General features: G+C 62.6%; 13 protein-coding genes. 5 read left to right on the top strand and 8 right to left on the bottom strand.

The window, feature by feature from the left end:
* Positions 1-52: 52 nt before the first annotated feature.
* The 3 genes from CHU94_RS19690 to CHU94_RS13515 all read right to left on the bottom strand — a co-directional run bounded on the left by CHU94_RS19690 (position 53) and on the right by CHU94_RS13515 (position 4,848).
* The gene (locus CHU94_RS19690; protein ID WP_094480669.1) at positions 53-1,408 is read right to left on the bottom strand and encodes a bifunctional diguanylate cyclase/phosphodiesterase; all 1,356 of its coding nucleotides are present in this window, start codon (positions 1,406-1,408) and stop codon (positions 53-55) included.
* Positions 1,405-4,434: an EAL domain-containing protein gene (locus CHU94_RS13520; protein WP_094480667.1), complete on the bottom strand. Its 3,030-nt coding sequence runs from the start codon at positions 4,432-4,434 to the stop codon at positions 1,405-1,407. The genes CHU94_RS19690 and CHU94_RS13520 overlap by 4 nt, the downstream gene beginning before the upstream one ends.
* Positions 4,435-4,584: 150 nt before the next feature.
* Complete coding sequence (locus CHU94_RS13515; protein WP_141211461.1) at positions 4,585-4,848, bottom strand: hypothetical protein; 264 nt, start codon at positions 4,846-4,848, stop codon at positions 4,585-4,587.
* Positions 4,849-5,034: 186 nt separating this feature from the next.
* Between CHU94_RS13515 and ompR the strand changes: the two genes are divergently transcribed.
* Both ompR and CHU94_RS13505 read left to right on the top strand, forming a co-directional pair.
* Positions 5,035-5,766: a two-component system response regulator OmpR gene (ompR, locus tag CHU94_RS13510; RefSeq protein ID WP_094480663.1), complete on the top strand. Its 732-nt coding sequence runs from the start codon at positions 5,035-5,037 to the stop codon at positions 5,764-5,766.
* 62 nt (positions 5,767-5,828) lie between these two features.
* Complete coding sequence (locus CHU94_RS13505) at positions 5,829-7,193, top strand: ATP-binding protein (RefSeq protein ID WP_255033976.1); 1,365 nt, start codon at positions 5,829-5,831, stop codon at positions 7,191-7,193.
* Here the strand turns inward: CHU94_RS13505 and ispF are convergent.
* Together ispF and ispD are read right to left on the bottom strand one after the other, a co-directional pair.
* Complete coding sequence (ispF, locus tag CHU94_RS13500) at positions 7,180-7,662, bottom strand: 2-C-methyl-D-erythritol 2,4-cyclodiphosphate synthase (protein WP_094480659.1); 483 nt, start codon at positions 7,660-7,662, stop codon at positions 7,180-7,182. The genes CHU94_RS13505 and ispF overlap by 14 nt on opposite strands.
* A 114-nt stretch (positions 7,663-7,776) precedes the next feature.
* Entirely contained in the window at positions 7,777-8,499 is a 723-nt protein-coding gene (gene ispD, locus CHU94_RS13495) for a 2-C-methyl-D-erythritol 4-phosphate cytidylyltransferase (RefSeq protein WP_176452025.1), read from the bottom strand.
* Between the two features lie 32 nt (positions 8,500-8,531).
* On the opposite strand from ispD, the gene mfd reads away from it, so the two are divergent.
* Both mfd and serB read left to right on the top strand, forming a co-directional pair.
* Positions 8,532-12,008: a transcription-repair coupling factor gene (mfd, locus tag CHU94_RS13490; protein WP_094480655.1), complete on the top strand. Its 3,477-nt coding sequence runs from the start codon at positions 8,532-8,534 to the stop codon at positions 12,006-12,008.
* A gap of 70 nt (positions 12,009-12,078) precedes the next feature.
* Positions 12,079-12,801 (top strand): phosphoserine phosphatase SerB, encoded by a 723-nt coding sequence (gene serB / locus CHU94_RS13485; RefSeq protein ID WP_094480653.1) that lies wholly within the window; start codon positions 12,079-12,081, stop codon positions 12,799-12,801.
* Positions 12,802-12,820: 19 nt separating this feature from the next.
* Here the strand turns inward: serB and CHU94_RS13480 are convergent, their stop codons facing one another.
* The gene (locus CHU94_RS13480) at positions 12,821-14,380 is read right to left on the bottom strand and encodes an alkaline phosphatase (protein WP_094481098.1); all 1,560 of its coding nucleotides are present in this window, start codon (positions 14,378-14,380) and stop codon (positions 12,821-12,823) included.
* 11 nt (positions 14,381-14,391) lie between these two features.
* Complete coding sequence (locus CHU94_RS13475) at positions 14,392-15,039, bottom strand: DsbA family oxidoreductase (protein WP_094480651.1); 648 nt, start codon at positions 15,037-15,039, stop codon at positions 14,392-14,394.
* Between the two features lie 118 nt (positions 15,040-15,157).
* Between CHU94_RS13475 and CHU94_RS13470 the strand changes: the two genes are divergently transcribed.
* A complete protein-coding gene (locus CHU94_RS13470; RefSeq protein WP_176452024.1) occupies positions 15,158-15,748 on the top strand; it encodes a response regulator in 591 nt (196 codons plus the stop codon).
* Here CHU94_RS13470 and CHU94_RS13465 read toward each other — a convergent pair.
* The gene (locus CHU94_RS13465; RefSeq protein WP_094480646.1) at positions 15,745-16,482 is read right to left on the bottom strand and encodes a YoaK family protein; all 738 of its coding nucleotides are present in this window, start codon (positions 16,480-16,482) and stop codon (positions 15,745-15,747) included. The two genes, CHU94_RS13470 and CHU94_RS13465, sit on opposite strands and share 4 nt — an antisense overlap.
* Positions 16,483-16,491 lie beyond the last annotated feature (9 nt).

The raw sequence follows: 16,491 nt of genomic DNA, 5'->3' as shown, positions 1-16,491 counted from the left end.
AGTATGGCACCGAGCCGCCCGCCTTGCCCGCAAAAAAGCAGCTGGTTTTCCCTCACGCCGCAGCAGCGTCTGGCGGGGACTTGCGCCCCCCGTTGGTCCGGACAAAAGCTACAAATTCGGGCAATGGAAGGGGTTTGCTGAACAGGTAACCCTGAAAAATATGGCAGCCGTGCGTTACCAAAAAATCCCGCTGCCCCGGCGTTTCCACCCCCTCGGCCACCACGGCAAAGCCCAAACTCTTGCCCAGGGTTATGATGGTCTGGGCGATCGCCGCGTCATTGGGATCGCTCAGCACATCGCGCACAAAGGACTGGTCGATCTTGAGCTGGTCCAGCGGCAACTTTTTCAGGTACGTCAGGGAGGAATACCCCGTACCAAAATCGTCCAGCGAGCAGACCACGCCCAGCGCGCGCAAGGATTCCATCTTGTGCACGATGTCATCCATGTCTTCCACCAGCATGCTCTCGGTCAGCTCCAGCTTGAGGCGTTGCGGATTGGCCCCGGTACGCTCCAGCACCGCCTGCACCTGACCCACAAAATCGCTTTGGCGAAACTGCCGTGCGCTCACATTGACCGACAGGCTGAGATGCGCCAACTCCGGCACCTGCGACCAGGTCACGAGCTGGGTGCAGGCATGGCGTAACACCCAGGCACCCAGCGGCAAAATCAGGCCCGTTTGCTCGGCCATGTCAATAAACTCGCCGGGAGCCACCAAACCCATCTTGGGGTGGCGCCAGCGCAGCAAGGCCTCTGCGCCCAACACTTCCCCCTCGTGGGTCAGCTGTGGCTGGCAAAGCAGGAAGAACTCATCCCGCACGATGCCCTTGCGCATCTCAACCTCCAGCGCACTGGATTCGGCAACCTCGGTCACCATGATGTGCACCAATGCGTACAAACCCAACATGGCCAGAGCTGTATTGACCCAGGTGCCCGTAATGCGCACCTCATGCGGAATCAGGTACTGCGTCTGCAAGCCCCAAGTCGTGCTGCTCAGCGCAACATAGGAGACAAACAAGAGCCCCACCACACTGTGCCGCATCCAGGCCGCTTCATCGCGCAGCACCAGCATGGCCGAAAGCGCCAGTACCAGAATGAAGTGGTGAGTGGAGCGCGGCACTTGCGCATCGGGAATGTCAAACACCAGCCCAAAGGCACAGATGGAGGAGTACACCGTGGCCAGCATGACAAAAAACGCCATCCGCGTACGGCGCTGCTGGGTCAGCCAGGCCACAACAACACCCAGCACAGCCATGGTGACCTCCACCACCACAATGATCCAGGCCCCACGGGCGAAAAAGAACGCGGCCCATCCCACGCCGATACCCATCATCAACACCGCCGCCACCCACAGCATCATGCGCACCCGGCGCTGGTGCAGCTGGCCCGGTGGCGACAGGACTTCGTTCATGCCGGCTCCCCTTGCACTTGCGATGCCAGAACATAGACCGCGAAAGCGTCCACCGACAATGGCCGGCTGAACAGGTAGCCTTGGTAAGCCTGGCAACCGCTATCCAGCAAAAAATCACGCTGTTCAACAGTTTCCACGCCTTCGGCAATCACCGCCAGACCCAAACTGCGCCCCAACGCCACAATCGTCTTGGCGATCACGGCGTCGTTGGGGTCACTGAGCACATCGCGCACAAAAGATTGGTCAATCTTGAGTTGGTCCAGTGGCAGACGCTTGAGATAGGTCAGTGAGGAGTAGCCCGTGCCAAAGTCATCCAGCGAGAAGCCCACACCGCGCTCCCGCAAGGCCGACATTTTGGCAATCACCTCTTCCACGTTGTCCACCAGCAGGCTCTCTGTCAACTCCAGTTTCAGGCGCCGCGGGTTGGCACCGGTGTAGTCCAGCAGCGCCAGCATGTGTTCCGCAAAATCTTGTTGGCGGAACTGGCGGGAGCTGACATTCACCGCCAGGCTCAGCTGGGCGGTGGCGGAGTCCTGGGCCCAACTCACCAACTGGGCACACGCGGTCTCCAGCACCCAACTGCCTAGCATGACGATCTGTCCACTTTCCTCCGCTACAGGAATGAAGTCAGCCGGGGACACCATGCCACGCGTCGGATGCTTCCAGCGCAGCAATGCCTCGGCCCCCAGCACCCGCCCCTGCGCGTCCACTTGGGGCTGGTAGTGGAGTTCGAACTGGCCGAAGAGCAGGCCCTGGCGGATGTCGGCCTCCAGCTCTGCCCGCCGGGTCACGGCAGCCTGCATGAGCGGGTCATAAAAACGCAGGCTATTGCGGCCGGCATTTTTGGCCTGGTACATCGCGAGGTCGGCCTGCTTGAGCAGTTCATCCAGTGCGACATCGTGCCCGCTGAACAACGTAAGCCCGATGCTGGGGGTGCTGTGAAACTCATGACCGGCCAGGCGGTAGGGTACGTTGAGGGCAGCTATGATTTTTTCGCCAACTTGGGTTGCTTGCCCGGCTGCGACTGTGCGCTGGGCATCCAGCCCCTCGAGCATCACCACATACTCATCACCACCGAGACGAGCCACCGTATCTTCCTCACGCACCGCGTCCATCAGGCGGTGCGCCACTTGCTGCAACAGCAGATCACCCTTGTCATGGCCGAGTGTGTCATTCAGGGTCTTGAAGTGGTCCAAATCAATAAACAATAGCGCCCCGCATGCCCCGCTGCGGGCACTGCTTGCCAATGCATACTGAAGGCGGTCCATCAACATGCGGCGGTTGGGCAGTCCGGTCAGGGGGTCGTAAAACGCCAATTGCCGAATCTGGTCTTCGGCGGCCTTGCGCTGGGTGATGTCGATAAAGGTCGCCACGTAGTGGGTAACCCGGCCATCATCATCCGCCACCGACGAGATATGCATTTGCTGGGGGTAGATTTCACCGTTCTTGCGGCGGTTCCAGATCTCCCCCTCCCAGTGGCCCTGCTGCTCCAGCGTCTGGTTCAGTGCGTCGTAAAACGCGTTGTCATGCCAGCCAGAGCTGAACATGCTGGGGGTCTTGCCGATCACCTCGTGGTCTTCATAGCCCGAAATCCGGGTAAACGCCTGGTTGACGCGCAGAATGCTACGGCGCGCATTGGTCACCATCATGCCCTCTTGCGCCTCGAAGGCGGTGGCTGCCACGCGCAGCTCTGCTTCGGTGCGGCGGCGCTCGGCCAGATCCATGTCGAATCGGAAGAACTCCGCCACAGCCCCTTGGGCGTAGACCGCGGCATGGCTGGAGTACACCGGAACCTCCTGCCCGTTTTTGTGCATCAGCGTAAGCTCCTGCGACACAAAAGCATCGGGGCTGGCCTGCATGTCGCGCAGTACATCCTGGAAATCACGGCGCAGTGTGTGTGGCACGACCAGCGTGAACAAATTGCGGCCCACTGCCTCTTCGGCCGTATAGCCATAGAGGCGCTCGGACGCAGTGTTCCAGTAAGTGATGGTGCCGTCCGGCGTGTAGCCCTGCACGGACACGGCACCCACGTTTTGCAGCAGGCTGCGAAAGCGCTTTTCGGACGCCAGCAAGGCAGCTTCCGCCTCGCTGCGCTCGGTCACATCGCGAGCCAACAAGACCAGGCAGCGCGGCTGCCCCGGCACAGCCTTAAGCGCATGGGCCCGGCCTTCAAAACGGCGCACCCCTTGCTTGGACTGCAAATTGAACTCAAAAGTCTGGGTGGTTTCCAAGGCCAAAGTCCGCTGCAAATGCGTCAACAATGGATCAGCGTCTTCAGGGGGGAGTACCTCATGCAAGCGCTTCCCGAGCACATTTTGGCCCCTGCCACCGCGCAGCCGTGCTGCGTCCGACAAAACTTCAACAAAGGTGCCATGTGCATCCAGCACATACAAGAGATCGGGAATCGCCCCAATCGTGGCACGCAGGCGCTCCTCTTGGCTACCCAGCGCATCTTCAGTCGCCATACGGGCCTGCACATCTTTGAGGATGAGCCCCATCAGCACGGTCGCCGGGGAAAACACCAGCAACATTGGCAAGGCAACGGTTTGTAAAACCGCAGCCCCTACTGCACCCGGCAGCCAGGTAAACAGGTAGATCTCGACCAGGTGCACCAGCACCCCGAACAGCAGCAACTGCCACCAACCCAGCCCCACCCAAGCACGGCGGTACATAAAGTGGTAGGCCAGACCCAGCCCATAACATGACAGTGCTACGGCAACCCCGACGGGGGCCCCTGCCCCGCCCAGGTGCCAGCGATAGGCGGCTGCAATAGCGGTAGCCAAGCTGCCGACCCAAGGCCCACCAAACAGGCTGGCCATGCTCAAGACGACAGAGCGTGCGTCAAAAATGACCCCAGGAGCGATCTGCAGTGGCATCAGCATGCCAACCACACAGATACCGCCAAACAGCAGCCCCCCCACGCCCTGGCTGAGCCAAGGGTGCTGGCGCAAGGCACGCACGCTGTAGCTGTACAGCTGGCTCAAGGCCAGCAACAGCGCCACGCCCTTTGCAAGCTCTAAGAGCAAGGGAAACTCCAGCCACCTGGAACGCTAAAGCACGCCAAACGCCCTCCCCGCAAGTGTTGTTGCGAACATTATGGCGCGCAGCTGCGCGTTTGCGGGAGGTTTTGCAAGCCCGCGGTGCCTCACCCCGCAGGGCTGCGCTGGGGGAACGAATCAGCGGCGGGATTGGTCGCGCAGCTGGCGCCGCAATTCAGCCCGCTCGGTGGGGCTCAGCTGGCGCCCTGGGGCCTTCTCGGCTTCGGCAGGCGTTGTCTCTTGTTGCGGCACCAAAGCTTGGCGCAACGCAGCGCGCCGTTGGTCATTGCTTTGTCCTGCTTCCGCCCCCCGGATCAGGGCATCCCGCCCCGGTGCAGGTGTTGGGGCTGCCCGGCCATCGGCCGGCCCCGCCAAGCCCATCACGGGACAGGCGGCTAACACGAGGGATAGAAGGAGGGGGCGCATGGTAGAAAAACGCTAGGGATCACTGGGATGGCGACATTGTTGGAGCAAGGGACTGTCCGGGGGCTTGCTTATTTGTAACATAGTGTCAAAGTGGGGCTTGGCGCGGGCAAGGGCGGGCCTGCGCAACGCAAAATCTCGCCTGTTACAAATTTCGAGTAAGCCATGCAAGCCAACGCAAACCGTCCCAACAAGATTCTGGTGGTTGATGATGATGCCCGCATCCGTGACCTGCTGCGCCGCTACCTGACGCAGGAAGGTTTTGATGTGCTGCTGGCGGAAGATGGCAAGTCGCTTACCCGCATCATGCTGCGTGAGACTGCCGACCTGATCGTACTGGACCTGATGATGCCTGGGGAAGACGGCCTCTCGATTTGCCGCCGCCTGCGTGCCGCCAACGACGTGACCCCCATCATCATGCTCACCGCCAAGGGAGAAGACATCGACCGTATCGTGGGCCTGGAAGTGGGAGCCGATGACTATCTGGGCAAACCCTTCAACCCACGCGAGCTGTTGGCCCGCATCCACGCCGTGCTGCGCCGCCGCCCTGTGACCGAAGTTCCGGGGGCCCCTTCCAGCGAGAACGAGGTGGTCAAGTTTGGCACCTTTGTATTTGACTTGGGCGCCCGTACCCTGACCAAAGCCGGCCAGGAATTGACTTTGACCACCGGTGAATTCGCCATGCTCAAAGCGCTGGTACGCCATCCCCGCATTCCTCTCTCGCGCGAAAAACTGGCCCAGCTCTCGCGGGGGCGCGAGTTTGAACCCTTTGACCGCAGCCTGGACGTACAAGTCTCCCGCCTGCGCAAGCTGGTTGAAAGCGATGCCACCACCCCCCGCTTCATCCAGACCGTGTGGGGCGTGGGTTATGTGTTTGTGCCTGACGACGCGGCCTGACGCCGGGCAGAGCCGCAGTGGCAAAAACCGAGCAAGCAGACTTTGATGCCAGCACCCCCGCGGTGCTGGCCGATGGAGAAACCCCCAAAGGGCGCTGGCGCTTTGCGCGTCTGAGCCTGTTTTGGCGCACTTTTTTCCTGCTCGCCATCCTGCTGCTGGGCAGCATCCTGGCCTGGCTGCAGACCTTGCGCTCATTGGAATTTGAGCCTCGCGCCCTGCAAACAGCGCAGCAACTGGCCTCCCAGGTCAACCTGAGCCGCGCTGCACTCATCCATGCCGATGGCATTGCCCGCATTTCCCTCATCAAGACCATGAAGGATGAAGAAGGCCTGCGCATCGTGCCACGCGAGCCCTCAGACCGCTTCTCCCTGCTGGACAGCGATGCCCTGAGCCGCCGCGTGGCGGTAGACATGGTCGAGCGGCTGGGCAAGGGTACCGTCGTGGCCAATATGGTCAACGACCAGCCAGGGCTGTGGGTCAGCTTTGTGATTGATGGTGACGAGTACTGGCTGCAAACCGACCAGAACCGGGTCTCGATGGCCGGGGGCGCCACCTGGATGATCTGGCTGTTTGTCGCCGCCGCGCTGTCCCTGGCCGGGGCAGCGCTGATTGCGGGCCTGATCAACCGCCCACTCAAAGACCTGTCGTTTGCGGCCAGCCGGGTTCGCGAAGGCAACTTCAGCGCCAGCCAGCTCGATGAACATGTCAACACCAGCGAAATCCGCGAGGTCAACATCGGTTTCAACCGCATGGCTCAGAAGCTGGCCAAGGTGGAACAAGACCGGGCCGTCATGTTGGCTGGCATCTCGCACGACCTGCGCACCCCGCTAGCCCGCTTGCGACTGGAGACCGAAATGAGCGTGGCCGAGGAAAGTGCGCGGGCCTATATGGTGGCCGACATCAACCAGCTCGACGCCATCATTGACAAGTTTCTGGACTACGCACGGCCCGATCGCGTGGCGCTGGCGCCTGTGGTGCTGGGCGATGTGGTCGATGCCTGTGTCTACTCCCTGCAAAAATTGCCGGACGTGCGCATCAAGATCGACATGCAGGATGACCTGCTGGTGCTGGCCGACGAAGTGGAACTGGGCCGGGTGCTGTCCAACCTGCTGGAAAACGCCAGGCGCTACGGCAAATCGGTACACACCGGCGTGGCCATGATCGACATTGCCGCCATTGCCCGTGACAAGTGGGTGCTGATCAAGGTGCGCGACCACGGCATTGGGGTGGGCGAGGAGCAACTGCACCAGCTCACCCAGCCCTTTTACCGCGGTGAGGCCGCGCGCACAGCCGCCAACGGCGCCGGCCTGGGACTGGCCATTGTGGACAAAACCATCCAGCGCATGGGCGGTGTGTTCAAGCTGGCCAACTCGACCTCGGGCGGCCTGACCGCCCAGATCCGGCTCCAGCGCGCTACGCGGCTTTAAACAGCAGCACCACGGCGCGTGCTTCCATGGCCCGGCCTTCGCCGACCGGCCCCATTTTTTCGGCGGTTTTGGCTTTCACATTGACCTGTTCCACCGCCACTCCCAGCACGGCGGCAATGCGTTCCCGCATGGGCACGATGTAGGGTGCCAGCTTGGGTGCCTGAGCAATGATGGTGCTGTCCACATTGCCAATGGCGTAACCCAGGGCACGAATGTCGGCCGCCACCTTGGCCAGCAGCAGCGCCGAATCTGCGCCTAGGTACTGGGCATCCGTGTCGGGAAAGTGCTTGCCAATATCACCCAAGGCCGCAGCACCCAAGAGGGCATCGGTGATGGCGTGCAACAAGGCGTCGGCATCCGAATGGCCCAGCAGGCCTTTGGTGTGGGGGATGTCGATACCACCCAAGATCAGCTTGCGGCCTTCGACCAGCTGGTGGGTGTCCCAGCCTTCTCCGATACGAATCGTCATGCTTGTCCTTCAATTTCCATCAAAATATGCCTCCAACCCCTGTGCGATCTGCGCGAACAGCTATCAAAACCATAGTGATCTGATACCCCTGGCTGGCAAAATGACAACCGGCGTCTAGGCCTTCCTAGCCGCCAGCACCGCCTGCGCCAAGGCGAAGTCTTGCGGGTAGGTGACCTTGAAGTTTTGGGCGCTGCCCTCCACCAGCCGAGGCTGCAGGCCCACAAACTCCATGGCACTGGACTCGTCGGTCACAGCATCCCCGGCCGCCTGCAAGGCCTGCTGCAAAGCCGCCAGACGGAACATCTGGGGGGTCTGGGCCAGCCATTTGTCACTGCGGTCCACTGTCCGGGATACGCGGTCGCCATCGGCCTGCTTCAAAGTGTCGGGTAGCTTGAGTGCCAGCAGGCCGCCCACAGGGTCATCCAGACAGGCTTCGATCAATCCGTCGATCTGCGCCGGGGTGACCAGGCAGCGCGCTGCGTCGTGCACCAACACCCAGTCATCGGCCTGCGCGCCCCGCTGCAGCAGAGCATGCAAGCCGTTGACCACGGTCTGGGCCCTGGTGGCCCCGCCACATGCAGCGACCATCACGTCCGCATCCTGCCTGTCAAAAAAAGTGTCACCGGCAGACACCACCACCAGCGTGCCAGCCAAACGGCGCACACCCTGCAATGCAGCGAGCGTGTGCAACACCATGGGCTGCCCTGCCACGGGCGCGTACTGCTTGGGGCCCGCCGCCTGCGCGCGCGCGCCACTGCCGGCACACGGCACCAGCGCCCACAGGCGAGAATGGGATGCCCCGGGGGCGCAAAGAGTTTGGGAGGGTGAGCCGTTCATAAGGGTGGGCCATTCTAAAATCGATCCCATCCATGGATTTACCTAAACTTACCTCGGGCAAGCGCTTCACCCTGCCCCGCCCCGCCGGCTCGGCCGACGCCCTGCTCCTGGCCCGCTTGGGCGAACGCGAAAAGGCCACCGGCCGCCCCATGACGGTGGTCACGGCCAACGCCGCCGATGCCCAGCGCCTGCTGGAAGAGATCGCGTTTTTTGCCCCCACGCTGCGCTGCGCCCTGTTTCCCGACTGGGAAACCCTGCCCTACGACACCTTTTCGCCCCACCAGGACCTGATCAGCGAGCGCTTGGCCACCCTGTGGCGCATTAGCCAGCGCGACAAGGAAACCGGGGCCGACGTCGTGATCGTGCCCGCCACTACCGCGCTGTACCGCCTGGCGCCGCCCAGCTTTTTGGCCGGCTACACCTTCGAATTCAAGGTCAAGCAGAAGCTGGACGAGGCCAAGCTCAAGAGCCAGCTCACCTTGGCGGGCTACAGCCATGTGACGCAGGTGGTCAGCCCCGGTGAATACGCGGTGCGCGGCGGGCTCATCGACCTCTTCCCCATGGGCAGCCCGGTGCCCTACCGTGTGGACCTGTTTGACGACGAGATCGACAGCATCCGCACCTTCGACCCCGACAGCCAGCGCAGCCTCTACCCGGTGCCGGAGGTGCGCCTCTTGCCCGGCCGCGAGTTCCCCATGGACGACGAGGCGCGCGCCAAGTTCCGCAGCCGCTGGCGTGAACTGCTGGATGGCGACCCGACCAAGAGCCGCATCTACAAGGACATCGGCAACGGTGTAGCCACCGCGGGTATCGAGTACTACCTGCCGCTGTTCTTTGAAGAGACCGCCACGGTGTTTGACTACGTGGGTGCAGACGCCACCGTAGTGCTGCATGGCGATCTGGAGCCCGCCTTCCAGCGCTTCTGGCAAGACACCAAAGACCGCTACCGCCTAGTGCAAGGGGACCCCGATCGCCCCGCGCTGCCGCCAGAGTCGCTGTTCCTGGGCACCGAGCAGTTTTATGCCCGCGCCAATGCGCACGCGCAACTGGCCATTCGCGCGGCGGGCGAAGGCGACGCCTTTGTGGAGTTTTCCGGCCTGCCTGCGCTGTCGGTAGAGCGCGGCACCGAGGACCCGCTGGCACGCCTGAAGACCCACGCCCGCAACACCCAGCACCGCATCCTGGTGCTGGCCGAGAGCGATGGCCGGCGCGAGAGCCTGCTGGACTTTGTGCGCGCCAGCGGCATCTCGCCGCCCGCGTTTGACTCGCTGCAGGAGTTTCTGGCCAGCGACGAAAAATACGGCATTGCCACGGCTGGCCTGACGGTGGGCTTCAGCTGGCTGGAGATGGGCATCGATCTCATCACCGAGACCGAGCTGTTTGCCACCGGGCCCACCACGCGCCGGCGCAAGAAGCAGGAGCAGGTTAGCGATGTGGAGGCCTTGATCAAGGACCTCTCTGAACTCAACATCGGCGACCCCGTAGTGCACAGCGCCCACGGCATCGGCCGCTACCGCGGCCTGATGCACATGGACATGGGCAACAAGAACGCCGCCGGTGAACCCGAGTTGCAGGAGTTTTTGCACCTGGAATATGCTGACAAGGCGACCCTCTATGTGCCGGTGAGCCAGCTGCAACTGATCAGCCGCTACACCGGCGTAAGTGCCGACGAGGCCCCGCTGCACCGTCTGGGCAGCGGCCAGTGGGAGAAAGCCAAGCGCAAGGCTGCGGAGCAAGTGCGTGACAGCGCGGCCGAGCTGCTCAATATCTACGCACGCCGTGCCGCGCGCGAGGGACATGCCTTCCGCTACAGCCCTGGTGACTACGAGCAGTTCGCCAACGACTTTGGTTTCGAGGAAACGGCGGACCAAAAGGCCGCCATCCATTGCGTCATCCAGGACATGATTTCCCCCCGCCCCATGGACCGGCTGGTCTGCGGCGATGTGGGCTTTGGCAAGACCGAAGTCGCCCTGCGCGCGGCCTTTGTGGCGGTGACAGGCGGCAAGCAAGTGGCCTTTTTGGCACCCACCACGCTGCTGGCCGAGCAGCACTACCAAACCTTGGTGGACCGTTTCAGCAAGTGGCCGGTCAAGATAGCCGAGATGAGCCGCTTCCGCAGTGCCAAGGAAATCACCGCCGCCATGAAAGGTGTGGCCGACGGCACCGTGGACATTGTGGTGGGCACACACAAGCTGTTGAGCCAGGACACCAAGTTCGCCAACCTGGGCCTGCTCATCATCGACGAGGAGCACCGCTTTGGCGTACGCCACAAGGAGCAGATGAAGGCCCTGCGCGCCGAGGTGGACGTGCTCACGCTCACCGCTACGCCCATCCCACGCACTTTGGGCATGGCGCTGGAAGGCCTGCGCGACCTCAGCGTGATTGCCACCGCACCACAGCGCCGCTTGGCCATCAAGACCTTTGTACGTTCCGAGGGTAATGGCGTGATCCGCGAAGCCGTGCTGCGCGAACTCAAGCGAGGCGGCCAGGTCTACTTTCTGCACAACGAGGTGGAAACCATCGAAAATCGGCGCCAGAAGCTCGAAGAGCTGCTGCCCGAGGCCCGCATTGCTGTGGCCCACGGCCAGATGCCCGAGCGCCAGCTGGAAGCCGTGATGCGCGACTTTGTGGCCCAGCGCTTCAACCTGCTGCTGTGCTCCACCATTATTGAGACCGGCATCGATGTGCCCAGTGCCAACACCATCGTGATGAGCCGTGCCGACAAGTTTGGCCTGGCCCAGCTGCACCAGTTGCGCGGGCGCGTGGGCCGCAGCCACCACCAAGCCTATGCCTATTTGATGGTGCCCGACATTGAAGGCCTGACCAAGCAGGCCCAGCAGCGGCTGGATGCGATCCAGCAGATGGAGGAACTGGGCAGCGGCTTCTATCTGGCCATGCACGACCTGGAGATCCGCGGCGCGGGCGAGGTACTGGGCGAGAACCAGAGCGGCAACATGCTGGAAGTGGGCTTCCAGCTCTACAACGAGATGTTGAGCGAGGCGGTACGCTGCCTCAAGAACGGCCAGGAGCCGGACCTCTTAAGCCCGCTCAACGTCACCACCGAAATCAACCTGCACGCCCCCGCCCTGCTGCCGGACGACTACTGCGGCGATGTGCACCTGCGCCTATCCTTCTACAAGAAGTTGGCCACCGCCAAGACCACCGACCAGGTGGACGGGCTGCTGGAGGAAATCGTCGACCGCTTCGGCAAGCTGCCGGCCCAGGCGCAGACGCTGATTGACGTGCACCGCTTGCGCGTGATCGCCAAGCCCTATGGCGTGGTGAAGGTAGACGCCGCACCCGGTGTGATCACCATCACCTTCAAGAAAGACCCGCCAATTGACCCGATGAAAATCATCGCGCTGATCCAGAAAAACAAGCACATCAAGCTGGCAGGCAACGAGAAGCTGCGTATTGAGCGCGAGCTGCTGGAGGTGAAGGACCGGGCGCAGATGGTGCGCGACATTCTGAAGAACCTGGGCCAGCCGCTGGCCGCAACACCTGCCTAGTTCCGCATAAAATTGGCCTCTAGACCACGTAGATATTGCGCAAGCAGCTCCTGAAATAATAGCAAAATTCATGTCCAGCACCGAACTCGCCCCCGGCCTCGTGGTCCAGAACCTTCCTGCAGCGCTGAAGCTCTCCGACTACAAGCTCATCGCCTTCGACATGGACTCGACGTTGATCAACATCGAGTGCATCGACGAAATTGCCGATGCTGTGGGCCGCAAGGCCGAGGTGGCTGCCATCACCGAGGCCGCCATGCGCGGCGAGATCACCGATTTCAAGGACAGCCTGCGCCGCCGGGTGGCGCTGCTCAAAGGCGTCACGGTGGCGGACTTGGAGTCTGTCAAACAGACACGCCTGCAACTCAACCCCGGCGCCGCCGCACTGGTGGCCGCCTGCAAGCAGGCGGGGCTCAAGGTGCTGCTGGTCAGCGGTGGCTTTACCTACTTTGCCGAGCACGTGCGTGGGCTGCTGGGCATCGACTACACCCGCTCCAATGTGCTGGAGATTGCCTCCGGCCCGAACTGCGGCGTACTCACCGGCGGGCTGGTGCAGCAAAGCTGGGGCGACATCTGCGACGGAGCCGAGAAACGCCGCACCCTGCTGGAAGTGGCCTCGCTGCTGGGCATTGAAGCCGCCCAGTGCATCGCCGTAGGTGACGGCGCCAACGACCTGCCCATGATGGGCGCCGCCGGCCTCTCGGTGGCTTTTCGTGCCAAACCCGCTGTGCGCGCCCAGGCCCAGGTGGCCATCAACGAAGGCGGGCTGGACCGCCTGCTCGAGGTTCTGCAGTAAGCCCCGGCAGCCACGCCGCTCAGACCCGGTGCACCACCGCCTGGCCCGGCTCCACGGCAAATGCAGCGAGGGTTTGTACGCCAGAATCGGCCCGCGTGACATCGTCCACCGCCCGCAGGGCAACGCTCAGGCCCTTGGGCGTGAACTCCGCCACGCCATACCCTCGGCGTTCACGGTCGGCAAACACAAAGTGCGGGTTCTCTGCCAAGGTGTCGGGCAAACCATCATTGGTGCCTCCGCGTGAGGTAATGCTGGTGCCACAAAACTCCACGCCCACGGCCTTGCTCTGGGGCCGCGCGTAGTCGGCCTTCACGTGACCTACCCAGTTGGAATGCACATCACCCCCCAAAAACACCGGGTTGCTGACGCGGTGGTGCTGCAGCGCGTCGGTCAGACGCGTGCGGGCGGCGGCGTAGCCGTCCCAGCCATCGTTGGACACACTGAGCCCATCGCCGGGCTTGAAATCCCGCTGGCCAACTACAGTTTGCTGGCCCAGCACCGTCCATTGCCCGCCGCCTGCGGCCAAGGACTGCTCTAGCCAACGCTCTTGTGCAGCGCCCAACAGCGTGCGACGTGGGTCGGCCAGGGCGGCGCAACTGGCAGGGTTGACCGTGCTGGAACCCGGACCGCCGCCTTTGGTGCAGGCGTGGGGGTCGCGGTACTGGCGGTTGTCCAGCAGGTGCAAAGTGGCCAAGCTGCCAAAGGACACGCGGTCATACAGGCGCAATTCGCGGTTGGCACCCCACACGCCGTTCAACGCCCGCCCCAACGCCGAAGCACGCAATGGCATGTGTTCGTAGTACGCCTGGTAGGCGGCCGTACGGCGGGCGGCAAAGTCAATGCCCTCGGGCCCTCGACTGCCTTGCATGCTGCTGGCATAGTCGTTTTGCACCTCGTGGTCGTCCCAGGTCAGCAGCCAGGGGCAGGCCGCGTGCATGCCTTGCAGGTGCGGGTCGCTTTTGTAGAGGGCGTAGCGGGCGCGGTAGTCGTCCAGCGTGAGGGTGGCCGCGGCGGATACCGGGCGCACCGCCTTGCTGCTGCCACCGTATTCATAGATGTAGTCGCCCAGAAACATCACCGCATCCAGCGGCTCGGCCTGCATGTGGCGGTAGGCGCTGTAGTGGCCATGCTCCCAGTGCTGGCACGATGCATAGGCCAAACGCAACTTTTGGGCGGCAGCGCCCGGTGCCGGGAAGGTGCGCGTGCGGCCCACCGTGCTGACAGCCGCACCGACCATAAAGCGGTAGTGGTACCACCGGTCAGGCTCCAGACCCTGCACCTCCACGTGCACCGAATGCCCCAACGCGGGCAGTGCTTGGGCTCGACCCGACTGCACCAGACGCTGGAATTGGTCATCATGGGCCAGCTCCCAGCGCACGGTGACAGGTTCAAGCCAGGGTGCCTGTTCCGTGACCAGCCGGGTCCACAACACCACAGCGTCATGGGTAGGCGACCCGCTGGCCACGCCCAGAGCAAACGGGTTGCTGTCCACTTTGATGCGACTCCAGACGCTGCGCGGCAGCCACAGGGAGCTGGCGCTTGCAAGGGCCCAGCCCAAGAGCTGCCGGCGGTCGGCCATGGGGGCTTCGCTCAACCCTGCGCAGCGATCTGGCGCAGCGCCTGCTCAAACACCTCAGGCGGCTGGCCGCCTGAAATCAGATGGCGGTCGTTGATGACCACTGCGGGCACCGAGTGGATGCCTTGGTCCAGGTAGAACTGTTCCTGCTCACGCACCTCATCGGCGTAGTCGTTGGACGCCAGCACACGCTGCGCCTCATCCACATCGAGGTCGGCAGCCCGCACTGCGCGCAACAGTACCTCGTGGTTGCTGGGGTCTTCGCCGTGGGTGAAGTACGCCGCAAACAACGCTTTCTTGAGTGCCAGTTGCTGGCCCGAAGTCTCTGCCCAATGGAGCAGGCGGTGTGCGTCGAAGGTGTTGTAGATGCGGCCCCGTTTGTCCATGTTGAAGGTAAAGCCCAGGGCCTCCCCACGCTGGCGGATGTTTTCACGCGCTGCGGCGGCTTGCTCGGGGGTGGAGCCGTACTTTTTGTGCAGGTGTTCGGTGATGTCCTCACCCTCAGGGACCATCGTGGGGTTCAACTCAAAGGGCTGGAAATGGATGTCCGCCTGGACCTCGCCCTCCAGCCGCTGCAAGGCGGTTTGCAAGCTTTGCAGCCCAATGGCACACCAAGGGCAAGAGACATCGGAGACAAAGTCGATTTTTAGAGTGGAGTACATCAAAATTCTTTCCATGGGCGGACAGTTTCCGCAGCGGGCACCATTATGCTTAGGGTTATCCATGACTGTGGGTTTTGGGACTTTGCCCCCAGGCCCTTGAGCGATTCCCTCGACGTCCGTGCCCGCGATCCATTTTTTGGTGGCCGACAGCAGCCCCGCCATCCAGACCTTTTTACGACAGCTCCTTGAAGGATATGGCTTTGAGCCGTCCTGGATCAAAACCACCAGTACCCCCCACGCAGCACTGGAGTTGGCTGCCGAACACCAACCGCATTTGCTGCTGACGGATTGCTACTCCAAAGAATCCGTCAATGGTCTTGCCTTGTTCCAATCCCTGCGGATGCTGAACGCACAGTGCCAATTCGCACTGATGAGTGCCCACATGAGCCCGACCCTGGAAGAACAGGCCCAGCGCGCGGGGGCACTCTTTCATTTGGCCAAACCCTTTGCCGCGACCGATATCAAAGCAGCCGTGGCCAAGGCCCTGGAGCAGATGGCGGCAGTACACCCCCAGGTGGCACACAAACTCAAGCCCAGCTCGTCGCGCCTGACGCTGCCTCCCCTGCCCAAATTCAAGGCGGGGGACGCCGTGCTTTACCAAGGGCGGTACGAGACCGTGAAGGATGTGATTTTTCGCCAGGGTGAGCTGGTGGTGCACCTGCAGGGCACGCCAGGCATGGTGCCCGCCACCAAACTCACCAAACTTTAGCCGGAATGCGCCTGGCGCGCACGCCAAGCTTGGTAGTCTGCCCATAGGGGGCGCCAGACCAGCGCCATCAGGATCAGGGCCAGTGGGACGGTGGTGCTGTAGCCCACCCATTTAAAGCCCATGGCCCCTACCAGCGCACCGCCAAAAAAACAGGCCACCATCCGTAGCTGCACGCGCAGGCGCTCGCGATTGGCGCGCACCGGGGTTTCCGTGTGGCCGTTGATGTAGACCAGCTTGCCCAGCTCAATGCCCAAGTCCGTCACCAGCCCGGTCAGGTGGGTGGTGCGGATCTCGGCCTTGGAAATTTTGGTGACCACCGCGTTTTGCAGGCCCATCAGGAAGCACAGCAATACGATGGTGAGCGGCTCGAAAAACCAGAACTTGGCTTCCGCCGCCGAGCCAAACACCCCAAAACACAGCAGAAGAATCGCCTCCAGCAGCAGCGGCCGGCCAAAGGCGCTGCGCAGCTTGCGTAGCAGGCTCCAGTTCACCATCCAGGCGGTGGTCATGGCGCCGGCCAAAAAGGACCCCAGCGAACACAACCCCACCAGCACCAAGGACCATTGCCCGAGCACCAGATAGTCGGCCACCGAAGACACCACACCCGTCATGTGTGAGGTGTAGGTTCCTACCGCCAGAAAACCGCCCGCATTCGTCGCCCCGGCTACAAAGGCCAAGGCCGAGCCCAGCCCCAAGTTGGCCTGGGAAGAGCGTTCCAGGTCGGTCCAGCTCACGCGCGACGC

The organism is Rhodoferax sp. TH121 (genome assembly GCF_002251855.1).
Taxonomy (GTDB): Bacteria; Pseudomonadota; Gammaproteobacteria; order Burkholderiales; family Burkholderiaceae_C; genus Allorhodoferax.
The sequence above is the reverse complement of the archived record's forward strand: the minus strand, read 5'-3'. Positions and strand labels throughout refer to the sequence as shown.